The 19,656-nt window shown below is 41.0% G+C and carries 14 protein-coding genes; 8 read left to right on the top strand and 6 right to left on the bottom strand.

Going from position 1 to position 19,656, the window contains the following annotated elements:
- The first annotated feature begins 444 nt into the window (after nt 1-444).
- Nucleotides 445-1,941 (top strand): HTTM domain-containing protein, encoded by a 1,497-nt coding sequence (locus H6731_01215; GenBank protein USN51059.1) that lies wholly within the window; start codon nt 445-447, stop codon nt 1,939-1,941.
- A 131-nt stretch (nt 1,942-2,072) separates the two neighbouring features.
- Here the strand turns inward: H6731_01215 and H6731_01220 are convergent, their stop codons facing one another.
- The gene (locus H6731_01220; protein USN51060.1) at nt 2,073-3,794 is read right to left on the bottom strand and encodes a proline--tRNA ligase; all 1,722 of its coding nucleotides are present in this window, start codon (nt 3,792-3,794) and stop codon (nt 2,073-2,075) included.
- 206 nt (nt 3,795-4,000) lie between these two features.
- Here H6731_01220 and H6731_01225 point away from each other — a divergent pair, with 206 nt between their 5' ends.
- From H6731_01225 to secF, 7 genes are all read left to right on the top strand, one after another.
- Nucleotides 4,001-4,870 carry a SpoIID/LytB domain-containing protein gene (locus H6731_01225; GenBank protein ID USN51061.1) on the top strand — a complete coding sequence of 290 codons (870 nt, stop codon included), beginning with the start codon at nt 4,001-4,003 and terminating at the stop codon, nt 4,868-4,870.
- A gap of 128 nt (nt 4,871-4,998) precedes the next feature.
- On the top strand, nt 4,999-5,676 hold the full coding sequence (locus H6731_01230; protein ID USN51062.1) for a hypothetical protein: 678 nt from the start codon (nt 4,999-5,001) through the stop codon (nt 5,674-5,676).
- 189 nt (nt 5,677-5,865) lie between these two features.
- Nucleotides 5,866-6,933: a tRNA preQ1(34) S-adenosylmethionine ribosyltransferase-isomerase QueA gene (queA, locus tag H6731_01235; protein USN51063.1), complete on the top strand. Its 1,068-nt coding sequence runs from the start codon at nt 5,866-5,868 to the stop codon at nt 6,931-6,933.
- Complete coding sequence (gene tgt, locus H6731_01240; GenBank protein USN51064.1) at nt 6,926-8,104, top strand: tRNA guanosine(34) transglycosylase Tgt; 1,179 nt, start codon at nt 6,926-6,928, stop codon at nt 8,102-8,104. Before queA ends, tgt begins: the two co-directional genes overlap by 8 nt.
- A 35-nt stretch (nt 8,105-8,139) precedes the next feature.
- Nucleotides 8,140-8,487 carry a preprotein translocase subunit YajC gene (yajC, locus tag H6731_01245; protein USN51065.1) on the top strand — a complete coding sequence of 116 codons (348 nt, stop codon included), beginning with the start codon at nt 8,140-8,142 and terminating at the stop codon, nt 8,485-8,487.
- A 39-nt stretch (nt 8,488-8,526) separates the two neighbouring features.
- Nucleotides 8,527-10,317, top strand: a complete 1,791-nt coding sequence (gene secD / locus H6731_01250) for a protein translocase subunit SecD (protein ID USN51066.1) — start codon at nt 8,527-8,529, stop codon at nt 10,315-10,317.
- Nucleotides 10,318-10,338: 21 nt separating this feature from the next.
- A complete protein-coding gene (secF, locus tag H6731_01255; GenBank protein ID USN51067.1) occupies nt 10,339-11,628 on the top strand; it encodes a protein translocase subunit SecF in 1,290 nt (429 codons plus the stop codon).
- Between the two features lie 970 nt (nt 11,629-12,598).
- Here secF and H6731_01260 read toward each other — a convergent pair.
- From H6731_01260 to H6731_01280, 5 genes are all read right to left on the bottom strand, one after another.
- The gene (locus H6731_01260; GenBank protein ID USN51909.1) at nt 12,599-14,614 is read right to left on the bottom strand and encodes a dihydrofolate reductase; all 2,016 of its coding nucleotides are present in this window, start codon (nt 14,612-14,614) and stop codon (nt 12,599-12,601) included.
- Nucleotides 14,615-14,778: 164 nt separating this feature from the next.
- On the bottom strand, nt 14,779-16,263 hold the full coding sequence (gene pcnB, locus H6731_01265) for a polynucleotide adenylyltransferase PcnB (GenBank protein ID USN51068.1): 1,485 nt from the start codon (nt 16,261-16,263) through the stop codon (nt 14,779-14,781).
- A gap of 297 nt (nt 16,264-16,560) precedes the next feature.
- The gene (locus H6731_01270) at nt 16,561-17,247 is read right to left on the bottom strand and encodes a hypothetical protein (protein ID USN51069.1); all 687 of its coding nucleotides are present in this window, start codon (nt 17,245-17,247) and stop codon (nt 16,561-16,563) included.
- A gap of 245 nt (nt 17,248-17,492) precedes the next feature.
- Nucleotides 17,493-18,965 (bottom strand): hypothetical protein, encoded by a 1,473-nt coding sequence (locus H6731_01275; protein ID USN51070.1) that lies wholly within the window; start codon nt 18,963-18,965, stop codon nt 17,493-17,495.
- Nucleotides 18,962-19,531: a hypothetical protein gene (locus H6731_01280; protein USN51071.1), complete on the bottom strand. Its 570-nt coding sequence runs from the start codon at nt 19,529-19,531 to the stop codon at nt 18,962-18,964. Before H6731_01280 ends, H6731_01275 begins: the two co-directional genes overlap by 4 nt.
- Between the last annotated feature and the right edge of the window lie 125 nt (nt 19,532-19,656).

Consider the following 19,656-nt stretch of genomic DNA (forward strand, 5'->3'; position numbering starts at 1 on the left):
AAGGCTCTTACATAAAAAAGCAACCCGTACCCATAGAATTTACGGGCAGAGGCCTAGAGGGACAACACCTTACATCACATCACAGAAAAAAAAGAACCCCCGCCCGGTTAGGGGGGGCAAGGCCGGGCGGAGGTACCATGATGTATGACAGCTTTGTTATGAACTTTGATTTAAGCTGTCAATCCCTTAGGAAATAATTTTGAAACTTTTCTTAACTAGAGAGATTAATAGCGCTTTAGGGATTATACCTAAAGAATATTTGGTCGTGTCCAGAAAATATTTCTATAAGGCTTTTCAAAAAGCTTTTACTTCACAGTGAGCATATCTAGCGCCTCTGGCAACCTCCCAAATTGATTGAAAATTTTTTTGAAATTTAAAACAGAGTTCAATTAAGCTCATTAATTTTATATAAAAAATAAGTCAGTATTTATTGAGGTGACCAACATGATTAAAAATTCACCTTTGCTTAATCGTATTTACAATATGCTCTATTGCCCTATGGACATTGCGGGACTTGCTGTCTTCCGCATATATTTTGGAGCCATAATTTTGTACGAATGCTGGCGAGGCACTAGGCTTCTACCAGTGGTGGGCGAATACAATTATCAGCTTATTTACTTTAAATATCGTTTCTTTGAATGGGTAAACCCTATTACTCCACAAGCCATGGAGTGGGTATTTCGCATTTATGCATTGGCCGGATTAGCCATAGTTTTGGGGATTTTTTACCGCTTTGCCTCAATAACTGCAGCTTTATGTATTTCCTATATTTTTCTGGTTGATATAACCAATTATTTAAACCATATCTATCTCGTAATTATCGTTTCATACATGATGATATTTATCCCTGCCCATAAAGGCTGGTCGTTATATGCTCTTTTTAATAAGAGAAAATCTTGTTCAACAACGCCAGGGTGGGCAGTTTGGCTCTTACGCTTTCAAATTGGAATTGTGTATTTCTACGGGGCTATAGCCAAAATGAATGTAGATTGGATCAATGGTATGCCGCTCTACAATTGGCTCAAGGGCCACGAGCTGGACTACCCCATAGAGGCATTTGTTTCAAGTACTGCGGGTGTGTATTTTTTCACTTACATGGGTCTCTTATATGATCTCTTGGTAGTGCCTCTTTTACTATACAGACCCACACGAGCCATAGCCTTTTGCTTAACGCTATCATTTCACCTTACCAATTTTCACTTGTTTAATATTGGGATTTTCCCTTGGTTCATGATTGGCGCAACAACCATATTTTTTGATACTAATTGGCCGCGTAGTTTCTTGGCGTTCTTTTTCAAAGACCAATTTCATCCTATTTCATCTACTTTAAAGCCACCCGCTCATTTAAATACGTGGCAGAAAAGCGGGCTTGTGCTCTTGTGCAGCCATCTTGTGTTTCAAAGTATTTTTCCCTTAAGACACTTCTTTTTCCATACCAATGGAAGCTGGACCGAGGAAGGACACAATTTCTCTTGGCACATGAAGTTAAGAGGCAAAACCAGCATCGTTAACTTTATCGTCAAAGACCCAGAAACCGGCAAATCAATTTATATTGACCCCAAACGCTATCTTACGAGACGACAGGTGACAAAGATGTCGGGAAAACCCGCTCTTATTTTACAATTTGCCCATTTCTTACGAGATAAGTTCACTCAACCTGGTGAAAAGCCCGTTGAGGTTTATGCTGAAGGAAGAGTAAAACTAAACGGCCGTAATGCTCAGCGTTTGGTTGATCCAAATGTTAACCTTGCTCAGATTTCCTCAATAAAACTCTTTGGCAACGAATGGCTCTTTCCTTTAAGGCAACCTGTTTGGAATGCAGAAAACAAAAGAAACCGCTTTGGGCCGGCTCTCGTTAGAGATGAAATTGCCATGAAAGCAATTCCAGAACTAAACGGCAACGAGAATAAAGTAGTCGAGAATGTTCTACCCGAAAAATAAACTTTGTATTTAATCCCTTCTTTTTTAATCTGCTTGCACATTACTGCTTAGCAAGCAGATTTGATTCGATCTGGTTTAAGGACCGAATTTTTACTAAAACTTGTGGAAAGCATTCATCTTTACATCAATCATCAACACAAGCTCTGTCCCTTAGCCTGGTCGAGCATAGCTTTTATTTGCCCGACATAGTCGCTATCCAAAGACAAGATTTTGACTCCTTGGGAATGCTCTGCACGAGGCAGCACCTCAAGCTCTCTGTTTTTAATGCCGCGCTTCCCTAAAGTAATCCGCAGTGGGCATCCTATGAGATCTGCATCATTAAGTTTTACGCCTGCGCGTTCATCACGATCATCGTAAAGAACTTCCACTCCGGCATTTGAAAGATTTTCATATATTTTGTGCGCTTCATCGCTCACTTCTTTATCCACTCCGAGCGAAACCAAGTGCACATGGTAAGGCGCAATAGCCACCGGCCAAATTATTCCTTTATCATCGTGGTTTTGTTCAATAGCAGCAGCGGCGGTTCTTCCCACACCGATGCCGTAACACCCCATCTCCATCACGATGTTCTCACCATGTTCATTTTGCACAGTCGCCGACATAGCCTTGGAATATTTTGTACCCAAATAAAAAATATGTCCCACTTCGATTCCACGCAAAATATTAAATGGGGCCCGGCATTCTGGGCATGGATCTTGTGCTTGCGCTTGCCTAATATCAAAAAATTCAGGATCGATGTCTCTTAAAACATCTACTCCTGACCAATGACACCCTACTTTATTTGCTCCAGCAAACATATTGAGCTCATTTTTTAGGTCATTATCGGCCACAACTCGAATTCCGGTATTAACAGGACCTATAAAGCCAATGGGGCCTATTTCATCAGCAACTTTTTTATCTGGCGCGAGTTGCACTATGTCTGCCTTCAAAGCTTCTTTAAGCTTGACTTCACTAACTTCTTGATTTCCTCGAACCAACACCAAACAAAGGACATCATCTATTTCATAAACAAGCGTCTTGATAATGCGCTCTTTACCTACTCCAAGGATCTTGGCTTGCTCATCTACACTGTGATGTCCACGTGTATCGACCTCAAGCAAAGCTCCTTCCTGTCTTCTTTCTTTTTCCTTGGGAGTAGCAATATGAGCAAGCTCTACATTGGCTGCATAGCCGCATGCTTCACAGCTGGCGATGGCGTCTTCACCCGACTGGGCAAGCACCTGAAACTCATGACTCATATCTCCTCCGATAGAGCCTGTGGCTGCCCGCACCGCGCGAAACTTTAATCCGCAGCGTTTAAAAATACGATGATAGGCATCCCACATATCCTGATAGACCTGATCCTGGCTCTTTTTATCCACACAGAAGGAATAGGCATCCTTCATTATAAATTCCCGACCGCGCATCAAACCAAAACGAGGACGCACTTCATCGCGAAATTTGGTTTGAATTTGATAAAGCGTTAAAGGCAAATTTTTGTAACTTTTTACGTTATCTCTCACTAAAGCACATATTACTTCTTCGTGGGTAGGACCTAAGCAAAAATCAGTATCCTTTCTATCTTTAAACCGTAAAAGCTCTGGCCCATACTCGCTGTAACGCCCGCTCTCTTTCCATAGATCTGCTGGCTGAACCATAGGCATCAAAAGTTCTTGCGCACCAGCCTGATCCATTTCTTGCTCAATAATTGCCGAGATTTTTTGTATAACCCTGAATCCCAAAGGAAGATAATTATAAATTCCAGCAGCAACTTTACGAATCAAGCCGGCTCTCAGCATTAATTGATGGCTCACCACAACCGCATCACCAGGAACTTCACGCATGGTGGGCAAAAATAATTTAGACACAAACATAAGTGACCCTAAGTTTTCATGACAGACAAAGAACTCACTAGCCTGAGATTATCAATGCCGCAATAAGCTTATAGCAATCCAATAAATTAACGGAGATTTAATTTCTGAGCACTCACAGCAAATGAGGACTAGGAAGAAATTAAAAGTTCCGTTAATTTCATGGATTGCCGTTATGAACAACTTTAATTTTTTCCATGGTAAAAAAGATGACGCAAAACTTTCAATTGCTAATTTTTACTTTTATTTTAGCTGCGACTATTGGCTGCAGCCTAAAGATTAATAATTCAACACATCCTGCACCAACAATACTCGTTAAGCACCATGGCAAGATCATCAGCCTAGACTTAGAAAAATATGTTGCAGCTGTGCTTGCAGGTGAGGTACATGAGTCTTGGCCTATGGAAGCGCTCAAAGCTCAGGCAATAGCTGCACGCACCTTTGCTTTGCTAAGAATGCAAGAGCGTAAAAACCGCCCTTTTCACACTCAAAGTTCTGTTACGGATCAGGTTTTTAAGCACCACGAAAGCCAAAAACTTACCAAAGCCGCAAAAGAAACCCGTGGCATAGTCTTAACTTACCGCGGGCGCCTCATAGAAGCTTCCTTTCACTCTACTTGTGGTGGGCATACCTGCGATTCTAAGAGTGTTTGGGGCAAATCCTACGATTACCTGCAGGGAGTTCCTTGTTCGTACTGCTCCAACTCCCCAACTTTTCGTTGGAAGCAAAGTATTCCTTTGCCTGAAGTTGAACAAAAACTAAAACAAAAAATTTCATTTATAAACGTCTTACAACGAGGACCGTACGGTAGAGTCTTAGAGTTCTTAATTAAAGGCAACAGACAGCAAGAAATAAAAGGACAGACATTTCGAACACTTATGGGGACCATGCGCATTAAATCCACAATGATCACCAATCTTTCCATTAAAAACAATACAATTATCTTTTCGGGCCAGGGATTTGGGCATGGAGTGGGTATGTGCCAATACGGTGCTCTAGGAATGGCTAAAATGGGAAAGAACACCAGACAAATATTGCTGTACTATTATCCTCACACTAAGTTAGCGAAAATATATTAAAAATTTAAAATATGTTATTAACCCACTAGACAGAAAAAAAATAAAATATAGTAAAGAGATCAAATGTAAATCATAATGGCAATTATTATGTTCCCCGTGGACTCATTGCTACACTAGAGGGTAGAATTATGACTAAAAAACTTATGAAAATTTCAGGCCTGGTATTGGCTCTCGCTGTATTCAGCGCTTGTGATGATACGAAACCAACAGAAACAACTAAAGAAACCACTAAAGAAACCACTAAAGAAACTGGAGCCGACAAAAATCTTCCTACACCTGAAGAAAAAGCTCTCAAAGACTTTGGAGATAAGACTCTTGCTCAGTTAAAGGGTGATGAAAAAGCTAAGGCAGAAAATGCGCTTATCAAATTCTTGAGTGGATTGGACTTTCAAGCGCTGACCAAAGATAGATTTTTGAGCGGAGCGCTTACACGACCAGGAAGCTGGAATAGTTCCAATATCCATGCAACTGATGCAGCCAAATGCCAAGCACGTCGTGACGCTGTAGCAAAAAGTCTTGACACACTAGCAAAGGACGCATTCAGCACTGAGCTTAAAGATGATGTTCGTAAAGCTGCACTAAAAAGCTTTGCTAATATCAAACTCAGCTCCATTGCTGCTGAGCAAAGCATGCTCGCTCAATTGAGAGCTGAAGGTGCTGCTATCAAATGTGACGCTACAGAAAAAGCTAAACTTGATCACTATGCTAAATTCAAGCACATCTCTGAAAACTTCAGAAATGCGTTTGACGGCCTATTAAAGGAAAAAGTAGACGCATTTGCAAAAAACCTTCCCGCTAAAAACTAAGCTTGCCTAAAACCCTCGATGGGGTTGAGTGCAAAATCCGGCCAAATGGCCGGATTTTTTTATATACGGACTCGGTTTTCTAGCTTGCAGCACTGAGCATCTATTTTTGACCACTCCCAAAGCCCGTTTCATCTTTTCTTTTATATCCAGCCAACTTGCATTCTATGCCCAATCACATACATGGGTAAGATGAATAAATTATCTGATTATGACTTTCATTTACCCAAAGAACTGATTGCCACCACGCCTCTTTTAGAGCGTGGAAGCTCTCGTTTGTGTGTACTTAAAAAAAATCAAGAACAAGCATATGATGATGTTTTTTCTAACATCAGCTACTACCTTAACCCTGGCGATGTTGTAGTGATCAACAACACCAAGGTGATGAAGGCGCGTATTTTCGCTTTTAAAGAAAGCGGCAGCTCGGTAGAAATTTTATTGGTACGACCTACTCCCGCTGGTTCATGGACAGCCCTGTTAAGCGGCAAAGGTAATTTAATAGGAAAGACTTTATTTCTTGGCAATGACACACATATCGAAGTGCTGCAAAAATTTCCACATGAGCCTGGTCTTTACGAGATAAAAAGCGATTGTGATTTGAGTGATTACGCCAAACAGTTTGGCGAGATACCCCTGCCCCCCTATTTTGGCCGAAAAGCAAACGAGCATGATAATACCTCTTACCAGACCATCTTTGCCAAAGATGAAAACCTCGGAGCTGTGGCAGCACCTACGGCTGGACTTCACTTTACTCCTCAACTGATTGATGAACTTAAAAAAAAATCCATAAATATTGTAGAAACTACGCTTCATGTAGGGCCAGGTACATTTTTGCCCGTGCGATGTGAAAATATTGACGACCATAAAATGCATAGCGAATTTTTTATACTAAATCAAAATGCTGCTGATGCACTCAATAATGCCCGAAAACAAGGCAAGAGGATCATTGTGGTGGGCACTACCGCTATGCGCGTAATCGAGCAGTCTATGCAGTGGGCCCATGAAAGAGGTGTAAATTATTTTTCTGGATGTGAAGGACAAACAAAAATTTTTATTCGCCCAGGCTATCGCTTTTTGGGATGCGATGCCATTATCACCAACTTTCACACACCTAAATCAACCCTCCTCATGCTGGTATCAGCAGTCATCGGAAGAAAACTCGCTTTAAGAATTTATGCTGAAGCGGTCGAAAAGAAATACCGTTTCTTTTCTTATGGTGACGCTTGTTATTTTGAAATAAGGAATGATGTCAATGAATAAATTCTCATTTAAACTCGACGCCGTTGACGGCTACGCTCGAGCAACAAGCATTACAACTCCTCACGGCATTATCACTACGCCGATATTTATGCCTGTGGGAACTCAGGGCTCAGTTAAAGCTCTTTCAAATCAGGACCTAAAAGATGCCAATGCACAAATTATTTTGGGCAACACTTATCATCTGATGCTTCGACCTGGAAAAAATTTTCTGCAAACTTTTGGTGGATTGCATAAGTTTATGTCGTGGGACAGACCCATTTTAACCGACTCGGGTGGCTTTCAGGTATTTTCACTCAGCCAAGGCGCACCTCGAGGCAAAGCGCAAAAAAATAGTGGGAATGCAGGATTGGTAAAAATCGATGAAAATGGCGTCATTTTTAAAAGCTATCTCGATGGCTCAATCCACCCAATGCCACCTGAAGAAAGTATGGCCATACAAATGGCTATTGGATCTGATTTTATCATGGCACTAGATATCTGCCCCATGGCCAAATCTCCACGAGATGACATTCGACGAGCTATGGATATCACCAACAAATGGCTTAAACGCTGCGTTGCTTCTATGACTCGCGATGAGTCTAAACTTATCGGTATCATCCAAGGAGGTATTCACGAAGATCTGCGCAAGGAACATGCACAAATGGTGCTTGAACACGATCTCTTTGCTTATGCTATTGGTGGTCTAAGTGTTGGTGAAGATAAAGAAGAGATGTGGAAAACCGCCAACTACACTGCTCAGCTACTACCAAGCTCGAAGCCACGCTATCTAATGGGAGTGGGCACTCCTGATGATATTCTCGATGGAATAAAAGCAGGCATTGACATGTTCGATTGCGTTATGCCCACGAGAAATGCACGCAATGGCTCACTGTTTACTCACCACGGAAAAGTTTCCATTAAAAATAAAATATATGCGTTTGATGAAAACCCTCTTGATGAAAAATGCAAATGTTATACCTGCCTAAACTATTCTAAATCTTATTTAAGGCATTTATTTTTGACTAAAGAGATACTTTATTACCGCCTCGCTTCTTTACACAACATTAACTATTATCTTAGTTTGGTTGCAGACGCGCGACGTGCTATCTTAGAAGGTTGCTTTGACGACTTTTATTTAACACGCAAGAGTAATCACTCGTCTAAAATGGAGCCCATTGCGCTCTGTGCTTGAAAATGATTGAAATACGGCATTTAAGGAGGATAGCTATGAATATTTCGGAACAACTAGTTTTTTTGCAAGCAGCCCCAGCAGGGGGAAGCATTTGGAGCACCGTATTGATGTTCGGTGCCATGTTTGCAGTTCTCTATTTCATCTTGATAAGGCCACAACAAAAACAACAGAAAAAACATCAGGCGTTGCTTGCTGGTTTAAAAAGAGGAGATGAAGTAATTTTATCTTCGGGGATTATGGGGAAGATCTTTGCGGTTGAAGATCGGATTGTTGTGATAGAGATAAACGATAAAACGCGGCTCAAAGTTTTGAAGCAAGCGGTACAGGGGTTGGTCGGCCCAAGTGAAGCACAAGATACTTCCGATACAAAGAGCTCTACGTAATCTTTATTTTGAAAACATTGAAAAAACATTGGAGAAAACATGCAACAGACATGGAAGCCTCGGCTATTGGTAGCACTGGCTTTACTCGGCATAGCTATTTATTTTTTCTACCCTTCGCTGGTTTACTTTACTCTCGATGAACAGGCTATAAAAGAAGTAAGGCAACACAAAGATGCCTTCCAGACATATTTGCCTTCTTGGGCGCCAAAATCACACATCATTCCAGGTCTTGATCTCCAAGGTGGAATTCACATGGTGTTGGGCGTAGATCTCGACAAAGCTATTAGCGATAAAACAGCTCGGGCTGCAGATAGACTGATTGCCTTTGCGAAAGAAGAAGGTATTCAGGTTAACTCTTACAAACAGAGTGGGGAAAAACCAAGTCTTCAAGATCATGTTGAACTGATGTTTGCTGATAAAAATGAAGTACCAGCTTTTAAAGATAAAGTTCTTAAAAAGTTTGCAGACTTCGCCTACGTCACCTCGAGCGATCTAAAAGTGACTCTGCGTCTTGAACAACAGTTGATCCAGTCCATTCGAAATGATGCGGTCAATCAAACCATTAAAACTATTGTAAATCGTATTGATAAAATGGGCGTTACAGAACCTTTGATAGCTCGTCAAGGTGATGATAAAGTGTTGATTCAGCTACCAGGAAATGACAACCCTGAGCTTGCGCGAAGCATGATCGGTAGAACAGCACAACTCCAGTTCCAACTATGTGCTGATGACACTGACTTTATAAAGAATCTAAAAAACCTTCCTGAGGGCGTTGAGCTAGAAGACGGGCGTTACTCGAGAGATATGAGCTCGGGCAAAGATATTTATTTAAGCTTTCGTGCGGAAAAGCTCGAGACTCTCAGAAACTATTTAGCCGACAAAGTACCTCCACAGTACAGCGTAAAATTTGGCAAAATCGGCATAGGTGAAGGTCCCAATGCTTTGATGAGAACCTATACGCTCGAAAAGAAAATTGCCTTAAGCGGAGATGACCTGGTTGATGCTCGGGTATCGCCTGGTTCAAACCTCAACCCACGTCCTGGCGTAAGTCTCTCATTTGGCCCAACCGGCGCACGAATTTTTGCTGATTTAACAGCAGCTAATATTGGCAAGCGCATGGCGATTGTTCTAGAAGATATGGTTGACAGTGCACCAGTTATACAAAGCAAAATTCCTGATGGAAATGCTTTTATCAGTATGGGTGGCGCTCGCACCAATCAAGAAATGATGGCTGATGCCAATCAACTCGCTTTGGTATTAAAGGCAGGAGCACTACCTGCTCCGGTGACATTTAGAGAAGAACGCACCGTTGGACCATCTTTAGGAAAGGACTCTATTGATCAGGCAAAAGTCGCTTTTAGTTTAGGCAGTCTTGCCATTGCTCTCTTCATGATTTTTTACTATCGCCTGGTGGGTTTTACAGCTGTGTTGGGGGTCATCTTTGATATGGCATTTATATTTGCCATGCTCTCTGCTTTGGGAGCGACACTCACTCTACCGGGGGTAGCAGCATTATTGCTTACCATAGGTATGGCTGTGGATGCTAATGTTCTCATTAATGAACGTATTAGAGAAGAACTTCGCCAAGGGAAAATGCCACGCTCTGCTGTAAAAGCTGGATACGATGCTGCAATGAGTGCGGTTCTCGATACACACATTACAACCTTTATCGCAGGTCTCGTGCTGTGGCAGTTTGGTACAGGTCCGATTCAAAATTTCGCAACGATGCTTCTAATCGGAACGGTTTCGTCGATGGTTTGCGCAATCTTTATTTCGCGAATTTTTGTCGACATGATGACATCTCGCGGACAAAAGACTTTATCAATCTAAAAGGGCTTAACGAGGAAAATTATGAAATTTATTACGATATTTGATCCAAGAAAGGAAATTAACTTCGTTGGCCGCTTTAAAACCGCAACAGGCCTCTCATTGCTTTTGCCTCTGGTTTCATTTGTGGCACTTCTTGTTTTCGGAATTCCCTGGGGCATTGATTTTCTGGGGGGCCTAGAAATGCAAGTGAAGTTTCCTCAATCTGTTCCTGCTGGCGAAGTACGAGAAACTTTAGAAAATGCTGGCTTTAGCAAAAATCAGGTGCAACAGTTTGGTGCTTCACAAAATAATGAAATTCTCATTCGAGTGGAACGTGTAGCCGCACTGGAACAAAAGGACGTTAATAAGATCACTCAGATTGTTGAACAGAGTTTCGGGACTTCCAAAATTTTGTTTGATGAAAAATCAGGCAATCAGCTCTCAATCTGGCTCAATGACAACAGTGAAAACATTACCGACCCCATGGCAAGAAAAAACACTTTGAAAATGCAACAACGGCAGTTGGCTGAGCTTCTCGAGCAAAAAAGTGGCATTGAGTTAAGAAAAACAGCCGCCAACAAGGATACCACTCCTGATATTTATGGCGCTGTTATGGCTGATGAACCACAAAATGGGCAAGTGCGTTATACAATTCACTTTGCTGGAGTTGCAGGTAAAATTGAAAAGGTCTTGGCTGCTAAATTTGGTAATGTGGAAATCAGAAAGGTTGACTTTGTCGACAGTCAGGTTTCCCAACAATTGAGAACAGATGGTTTACTTGCTGTGATCTATTCACTCCTGGCAATCGTGGTTTATGTAGCTGTTCGCTTTGATCTCTTTTTCTCCCCTGGCGCCATTGTTGCCCTTATTTCCGACGTTATGGGAGCCTTGATGGTGTTTACCATCGGCAGAGTAGAATTTGATACACCTTCAATCGCAGCCTTACTAACCATCTTAGGATATTCCATCAACAATACAATTATCATCTATGATCGTATTCGCGAAGATGTTCCTAAAAAAGGCAATCTTTCTGTTGAAGAGTTGAAACCCTATGTAAACAAGGCTATTAACCAAACTTTTAGTCGAACTATCAACAGCACGCTCACCACGCTGATGGCAAGTTCCGCGTTGTGGATATTTGCCACTGGTACTATTGAGAACTTTGCTATGGTATTGACCATTGGTATTATTGTTGGTGCATTGACTTCACTTTTTGTTTCACCAGCTGCATACCTTATGGCCAAAAAATACTTTAAGCAAAGCGCTCATAGCGATACGCATCAAGCGAGTAGTGGTCACACTCGAGAAGAAAAAGCCAAGGGCGTTGTCTAGTTAAAATCTTATCACAGGAAACTAAAACGCCTCGTACGAGGCGTTTTTTTCTGCAGCCCCAGAATCATCTTATCCTCCAGAAAACCTGGTTTTTCCAGGGAATATAAAAAATATATTTAGTAGGTTTTATATGCACATTTAAACTTTTTTCGTTACCTTTTCTATAAGTAATATTTCTAATACTTTTGCTTCTGACATAAATATATCCAAAGTAGTAGCCAGGTTTTGCATGTATCAGCAATACTTTGAGAGTCATAAGAAGATATAACCAACTCTCCCGTAGGCTATTGATTGTATCAGTTTTTAAGCTTGCGCACTGAGCATGAGATCTGATCGGTGATATTTCTCCAACGATTCCTCTCAGTGTCCTGTGCTTTTTAGAGAAGTTAAATTCATTCGATATCAATAACACTCTGAGTCTAAGAGACTATTTTGAAAATCAAAATGTCGTTGTTAAGCCGTTAGCCAAATATTTGCAATTACTAAATGAATATAAAAAATTAGCAAAAGCAGGCGGCTGTTCGGTTGTGTCCAGAAAATGTTGAAAGGCTTCTTAATAAATTTTTTCACTAAGTCCTCGCGTGCGCTGTGGAATCGTTCAAAAATTTATTAAGAAGCCTTTCAACATTTTCTTTACATCGCCCGGCTGTTCTTAGTCTTTTATTGTTTCTTTTGTGATTTCTCTAACCAAACCAAGGTGCGATGGACCACCTATCATTTTGACCACTGTCCCTTGTCATCCCTGGGAAGACTGGAATCTAGCAAAAACGGTTAACCGTCTAGTTGATTTGGATCCCCGCCTGCGCGGGGATGACAAATAATTGTCAACAAAAATGTTTTCTCAGCTTAGAAAAAATATTTTCAAAACAGCCTCCAATACATCTTCAACTAAAATGAACTTATTCTTCAAACTCATGACAATGCCACCTCAAGAGGTGGCACTACATTTTCAAAATTATCTATTTTTATTTTAGTTGGGGTAGTGAGGAAGAAATGAATACCTCAACCCATAATCAAGCATCTGATTTACGAAGTCATTAGGATAACTTACCTCAACGTCGATAAGCTCCTGATTTTCATTATAGACTGGTACAAGCTGTGGATTGATAAAACCAGCATAGGGGGCGACACCCAATTTTTCCCAACGCTGTTTTACTTGCCTATGCAGTGTTTCATCAACACGCACTCCATAATTCTCGATCAAGTTTTTACCTGCCTCAAAATCTCCCTGAGATTTAATGCGTTGCACTTCTTTGAGCAGTTCTCCAAAAAGTTCTCGCAACGCCTGAAAATCATTTACCACAAAATATGTTTTTAGCCCTTCTGGAGTTTGAAGGTCATAACGTTCGATAACATTATTTGCTCTGCCATGCTCATAGGCCCAGGCTGCTATCATCTGACGATTTCTCATGTGCGATTCTTCTATATTTTTACCAAGATCAATTCGCGCCATTTGTTTGAGAAGACCATTATTGATGTATTGGGTATAGCTTGCTTTAATAATTTCGGTACTTGGACTTACGCCAATGTCCACCAGATGCTGATCGCCAATATAGTAGAGCCCAACTAAATCTGCACGGGCCTCCTCTAGAGCACTCGCGTAACTTCCAAGTGTCACATGAGGAGGCTGCACTCCTTCCTCCAGTTGACCCGATGCATGCCCAATGACTTCATGAAGACCGGTATGGAGTTTATCAGCAATATCGCCATACACTAAAATCCACTCTTTTTGCGCTGACAAATAAAATTCATCCAAAGTCGTACCGTGTGATGCCTGATTATATGCATGTTCAATGCTTCCTAATGAAACTGACTTTGAACCATGCAGTTTTCTGATCCAATCGGCATTTGGCAAGTTTATACCAATGGGGGTTGATGGAGAAGATGCTCCCGACTCTGCAACCACATTAATAATTTTGTAGGAAACTCCCGTAACTGATGTGCGTTTGTGAGTATCTAAAATGGGAGAGTTATCTTCAAACCACTGTGCTTCGTGGCTCAGCACCCCAAATCTTTTGGTTGCTTCGAGATCCTTGATTGAAGCTACAGCCTCCCATGATCCCGTGTGTCCCAAAGGATCGTCGTATACCTCAATAAAGCCATTTACTGTATCAACAACAGAATCAGTGTCTTGCACCCATAGGATGTTGTACTCGTCAAATTTTTTCAAATCGCCTGTTTTATAGTACTCGATCAATTTGGCGATGCTTGATGCCTGCAAATCAGACTCAGCAACCATTAGAGCTTTTTCAAGCCATTTAACAATCTCGCTTATAGCCTCACCATAAAGGCCACCCACTTTATAAACGTTTTCATGCAATCGGCCATCCAATTTTATCTTTTTTGAGTTAAGACCGTGGGAAAGTGGCGTTGGATCATTGGCATCGCTAAGAGAGCGGTAATATTCAGCAACCTCTTCTTCGCTCAGATCTTGATAGAAATTTACGGCTGAGCATTTAATTTTGTCTATATTCTCATCGAGGTTTACTTTTTTTGCGCCGATGATCGGATCAAAAATAATAGGTGTCATTTTTTGGATAAGCTCATCAACACTTTCACCAGCAAGCAAAGGGAATTGGGCATTTTCACATGTCTTAATCAGATCGCTAAAATAATCTTTGCTAAAGGTAGGTAGAATTTTGTCATTGCTGTAGTGATGATGAATGCCGTTGGAGAACCAAACTCGCTTGGCATACACCAAAAAATTTTGATACTCTTGAGTGGTTTTATCGCCCGTAAAGTTCATTACAATTTGTTCGATAATTCTGCGAACCCTAAGATTATGTTTGTAGTTTTGATCCCAGTAAATATCTCGTCCACTTCGAGCAGCTTCAGAAAGATAATAAGCAAGCTCCTTTTGTTTGAGCGTCAACTGATCAAAACCTGGAATTTCGTATCGTAAAATTCTTAAGTCAGAAAATTGCTCTGAAACATATGAAAATTCTTCACCGCTTTGTTGAATTGGTTCATGTGAGTGAGTCTGCATGGCAATAAAAATCCACAACATGAAAAATCCTAAACCTTGTTTGGATATAAACATGAAAAGCCCCTGATATTTTTTGCAACCAACCTTTGCGGTCACAAAAATATTCCGGGCCTTTCATAGATCTTCCTTTGCAACAGCTTTATTGCTTCTGCCAACTTGCTGTTTTAAGAAGCCTCTGGAGTACTTTTTTTGTTGAAACGACGAAATTGATTACGCATGGGCGGACGACGCTTTCTAAAACGATTCTGTACAGGCCTCATTCCAACTTTATCTTGGCGATAATTCTTATCTGAATTTTTTGCCAAAAGCTTCCAAATTTTTATTTGTTCTAATGGCTCATTGTGAGCTACCAAATAAATTATGAAGGTCAACAAGCCTTCACGAAACCAGGGTTTCCGCACTAAATAGTGCGCCGATTTTTGGTGAACCTTTTCCACATGAAAAAGCGGAATCGCCGATAAAAGAATGCGGATGATATCTTGATCTCTTCGAGTAAGACGAATGCGCTCTGCCCAATTAACACATAAGCGATCTATCCAGTTTCTCTCATTAAATTCTGATTTTTCTAATCGCAGGTATGCCGAAAAAAGCAAAGCAGTAAAAGCTACAGAAGATACAATATGGCAGTCTTTTTCCCTCACTCTATCGAGACCACCGAGCATATTATGCCAATCATTTAAGAGTTCTTCTCGCTTTTGTGTACATGCCAACTCGCCTTCTACTAGGCCTAGTCCTTCAAGGAGTTCCGGCATAAGATAATCTAAAATGCCAATTTCAAGACAACGCTTCATACTACCCAAGGCGTGACCGCTGATAAGAAGGCGAACTACTTCTTCTTGTAAGCGAGCAGGTGCACAACGAAGAATGTCCTGGGCATGTTCTTTCATAGCATTGAAAGTTGTCTCGTCGATACTAAACCCCAAGCGTTCAGCAAAACGAATGGCTCGCAATATGCGCACAGGATCTTCTTGTAAACGGACATCTGGATCACCGATAGTACGGATCACCCCCTTCGCCAAATCTTCGCATCCGCCAACATAGTCAATCACTTTTCCTTCAACCGGATCATAAAAGAGCCCATTGATAGTTAAATCCCTGCGAAATGCATCCTCTTTCATAGTGCCATACACATTGTCTTGCATCACCAGAAGGTCATCTGACTCTTCCCCTTCGCCATTCACTTCTTCGCTGGGGTTCGCTCTAAAGGTTGCAGTCTCAATGATTTTATTTCCAGGAAAAACAACATGCGCCAACAAAAATCGGCGTCCAATCAAACGACAATTGCGAAAAATGCTTTTGACTTCCTCGGGCCGCGCGGAGGTCGCCACATCAAAATCCTTGGGAGTTCGATTGAGTAAAAGATCTCGAACACATCCGCCTGTCAAATAGGCCTCATGGCCTTTTGCTCGTAGCCTTCGCACAACCCACATTGCATTTAAATCTATGCGATCAGGACTAATCTCGTGCGTATTCGAGTTCTCTTTTGCAAAAGATTCATCGCTCCGAGACTTTTCGCTGCAATCACTGTTCTGTTGGGCTTGGGCTGTTTTCACATCACCGCCATCTTCCAGCTGTTGAATACCGTGGTCTAAATCTTTATTCTCTTGGAAATCGTGCTCTTCCACTTTACTGTGTTCATTCTCAGTCATAAAAAAATCCCTTAGCTGACTAACTTGGCGATAAACTTCACGAAATTATATATGCCACCACCGACTAATAAAAGCATTATGAGTAATTCATCACTAATGAAAAGACGGGTTAAGAAAGATAACAGCTTGCTTTTTACTTAATTTTTTGCTTTGAATTTGATTAAAGCACATTTTTGATTACACATACTTTAGAAGTACTCTAAAAAAGAGTTTGCAAAGCTGAGACTTAGCTAGGAGCGCTCAACTATGAACAAAGTGGCAAGTAAAAACTTTAGATACAAGCTTCACAAACACTTTTTAGCGTTCTTGCTCCAAAATTTTAATCCCATCTTGGATGGCTTTTTTAATTTGATTTTCTTCGTCTTTACTTATTTTTCCTTCGTTAGCAAGTAAATATTCCGACAGTCCCTTAACCGTATCAGCTGCATTTTTCACCACTTCTCCGGCTGTTTCCACAGTCGTAAGCTGCTTTTCTTTGGTGGGATCGGTATAAAATATTGCCTCTGTGGCTCCCGTTAGGCTTTTAGCAATGGTAAGCGCAAGTTTCGCATTGTCAGGCGTAGCATAGGCAGAAATGCTTTCCAGTGCGCTAGCAGGTATCTCAATACCCAAGAGGGAGCCGAGTACGGGCGCTGATACCACCGCTACATCAGCTGCTGCCTTCGCAATACGAGCGAGCGCCTCAGGATCAACGCTGTCCAGAGTACTATGCGCATAATGCGCTACGTTACCAATGCCGTCCTTTATATGGGGAGCCACCCGTTTGGCTGTTTCAAAAAGTGTAGATGATACATCTACAACTCCCTTAGAGACGGTCGATACCAATTCCCCAAGAGCACTCGTTCGCGGTCGACAAAATAGATCGTAATTATTTTCATCAAGTTGGTAATAGGCATTATTACTGCCGACCTGCTCAAAGTTATGAGCAGGCGAACTATTTGCAACGAATAAGTAAAGCAGCAAAGCAATGACTGATTTATACATAACAAATAATCCCTTAATTTCGAACAATTAGAACAATAAAGCTGCTCTCACAAGCAGCTCCGTTTATTAGTTAATAATTGATAGTTTTTAATTCAGCTTGATCTTAGTTACGCAAGAATAATACCAATCCCAGAGATAAACTTAAGATTAATACAATGATTGTAATACAGAGCCTCCTCAACTAAATATTGAGTTTGCTTTAGGTTACTAAGATAGAGTTATTCTTGCGCTAGGGGCATCAACTATTAATGCCTCACTCTCGATTTTTTCTTCTCATTTATTCTAAAAATGAGCCTCAGCAATAAAAATACAGCGCCATAAAAAATCAAGATATTTTGTTCATGGCGGATATCGCCAGCACTACATCCCACTAATTTTTCTGATTTTTTTCCTATGCGTCCCAAATTTGTTACCTTTGGATTATTCTGATTAAAACCGGATGAACTACCACCTAAACTAAGTTCATCCTCTGCCGGTACACAAATATTTGAAGACTGTGAAAACCTCATGCATGTCTCATTGGCTGGACATTGGAATGAGCCATTATTATTCAGACTGCACTCTTTGCGACAGGCACCAAAACCATCGTTATCTATCACACAATAAAGTCCATGATCGCACAGTTCCTTACCGCTGCATCTTTCACCCAGCTGTTTTATTTGCAAACAGACTGATGAGTTTTCTTTAAATTCAATACAAGACTCACGAGCCTGACAATCAGAATTATTTTCACATGGCTTCTGACAATAATATTCTTCTTCACTTGCTCCTACACATATCAGTGGCTCCTTGCATGAAATGCGCGAACAATTCTGCCCCAGTTCTCTTCCACCGCCCTTTGTTTCTCCCACAAAAGAACAATAATGTTTAGCAAGTTTCTCTCCACACACAGCACCCAATTCGCAGTCATCATCGTTACTGCATTGAGCCGTACAATACTTACTTCCATTGCTTGCAATACACTCAAAACCATCTTTGCAATCGCTTGTATAGATACACTGGGATCCAAAGCCTCCAGTCTGAATGTCAGGATATAGAATTTGTAAACCACTAATGTCATCCAACACTGGATACATCAGGTCAAACACGGCACGAGCGCTCATAATAGATGTACTACATGCAAGACAAGGATGATCAAGACCAACAAAATGTCCTAGTTCATGGACCAAGGTTGTCTGAATTGAAATACAATCATCATCTTCACATTTTACTTTCCAATTGATGTAGGGCATGGCGTTAAGCGCAAGGTCGGCATCAAAAATTTGTCTTTTGCTCCCCAGCTTTCCACCACATCGATAACGGGGTAGTGTGGCACCGAGTGTTCCAAATTCACCAACCCCTACAAGTCTACGCCACTCTTCGCTATTATTTACCCAAAAAATTTCATGTAACATCTCATTTTGACCAAAGTCTCGACGGATTTCTTTATCGACCTGAAAAAATCGCAAACTAGATCCGCTAATGTCATTCCAGGCAGAAAAACTATCATCTACCACACCCATCCATTCTTTTTTATCAATTCCACCTGGCAAAGATTTGTTATCAACCACAACAGGTATATTTGGATTAGGCCAACGAGCCGCATTCTTATCATCACAAGGCCCACAGGTATCCCATCGTTCATCACCATTTGCCAAAATACCGTTACATACATAGCGGTGGGCTTGAGAAATAGAAGCAAACAAGAGTACTACAAATAAAATAGTGTTTTTGCTCATTTGTCGCTCCTTTGCTGGAGCATACTTCTAATCTCGCTCTTTAATATATCAACATTATTAAAAGTCAGAGGAGAAGGGCGATACACTTTATTTTGTGAATCAAAAGCCACAGCATCCCCAATATCTTCACGAATCATATCTCTGCCTGCCTGTGATTCAATGTCAAGTTTTCCTTGCCCCGCCCCAAAACTTACAAAATTGAGCCCTGCTTTTAGACCAAAAAAAATAATCTCCTGCCCAACTTGGTAATGTTGTCCTCCAATGATAGGCGCTATGACCCCATCTTTACTTCCACCAACTTGGTAGAGACTTATCACCTCACCAGTCTTTACCCCATATAAAGCATCGATAACTTCAACCTTACTAATAGTAACCACGCGCCCCCATTGATCGATCTCTGACTGCTGTTCACCTACATAGCCATGCATAACAACATCGCTTTTCAACGCCATCGTATTCAAATCAGCCAGTTTCAAAACCAAAATAGCCTGTGATTTAAAAGCAAAAGAAGCTGTAAGCAAAATTATTAACGAAATTTTTTTTAGAGCAGATTTGGGACCGAGCATTGGTGCTCCTCCTTTTCCCTTTTCTTTTATTAATAACTGTATTTTATTTGACTACATTTTGGCCAGCTTAAAAATATTTATTTATTTACCAGCGGTAGCTCAATGACACAGAACGATAAAACACC

Source organism: Myxococcales bacterium (assembly GCA_023898405.1).
Classification (GTDB): Bacteria; Myxococcota; UBA727; order UBA727; family JABDBI01.

Coding starts and splice junctions, on each gene's coding strand:
- H6731_01215 (USN51059.1), top strand. CDS start 445: ATGATTAAAAATTCACCTTTGCTTAATCGTATTTACAATATGCTCTAT.
- H6731_01220 (USN51060.1), bottom strand. CDS start 3,794: ATGTTTGTGTCTAAATTATTTTTGCCCACCATGCGTGAAGTTCCTGGT.
- H6731_01225 (USN51061.1), top strand. CDS start 4,001: ATGACGCAAAACTTTCAATTGCTAATTTTTACTTTTATTTTAGCTGCG.
- H6731_01230 (USN51062.1), top strand. CDS start 4,999: ATGACTAAAAAACTTATGAAAATTTCAGGCCTGGTATTGGCTCTCGCT.
- queA (USN51063.1), top strand. CDS start 5,866: ATGAATAAATTATCTGATTATGACTTTCATTTACCCAAAGAACTGATT.
- tgt (USN51064.1), top strand. CDS start 6,926: ATGAATAAATTCTCATTTAAACTCGACGCCGTTGACGGCTACGCTCGA.
- yajC (USN51065.1), top strand. CDS start 8,140: ATGAATATTTCGGAACAACTAGTTTTTTTGCAAGCAGCCCCAGCAGGG.
- secD (USN51066.1), top strand. CDS start 8,527: ATGCAACAGACATGGAAGCCTCGGCTATTGGTAGCACTGGCTTTACTC.
- secF (USN51067.1), top strand. CDS start 10,339: ATGAAATTTATTACGATATTTGATCCAAGAAAGGAAATTAACTTCGTT.
- H6731_01260 (USN51909.1), bottom strand. CDS start 14,614: ATGCAGACTCACTCACATGAACCAATTCAACAAAGCGGTGAAGAATTT.
- pcnB (USN51068.1), bottom strand. CDS start 16,263: ATGACTGAGAATGAACACAGTAAAGTGGAAGAGCACGATTTCCAAGAG.
- H6731_01270 (USN51069.1), bottom strand. CDS start 17,247: ATGTATAAATCAGTCATTGCTTTGCTGCTTTACTTATTCGTTGCAAAT.
- H6731_01275 (USN51070.1), bottom strand. CDS start 18,965: ATGAGCAAAAACACTATTTTATTTGTAGTACTCTTGTTTGCTTCTATT.
- H6731_01280 (USN51071.1), bottom strand. CDS start 19,531: ATGCTCGGTCCCAAATCTGCTCTAAAAAAAATTTCGTTAATAATTTTG.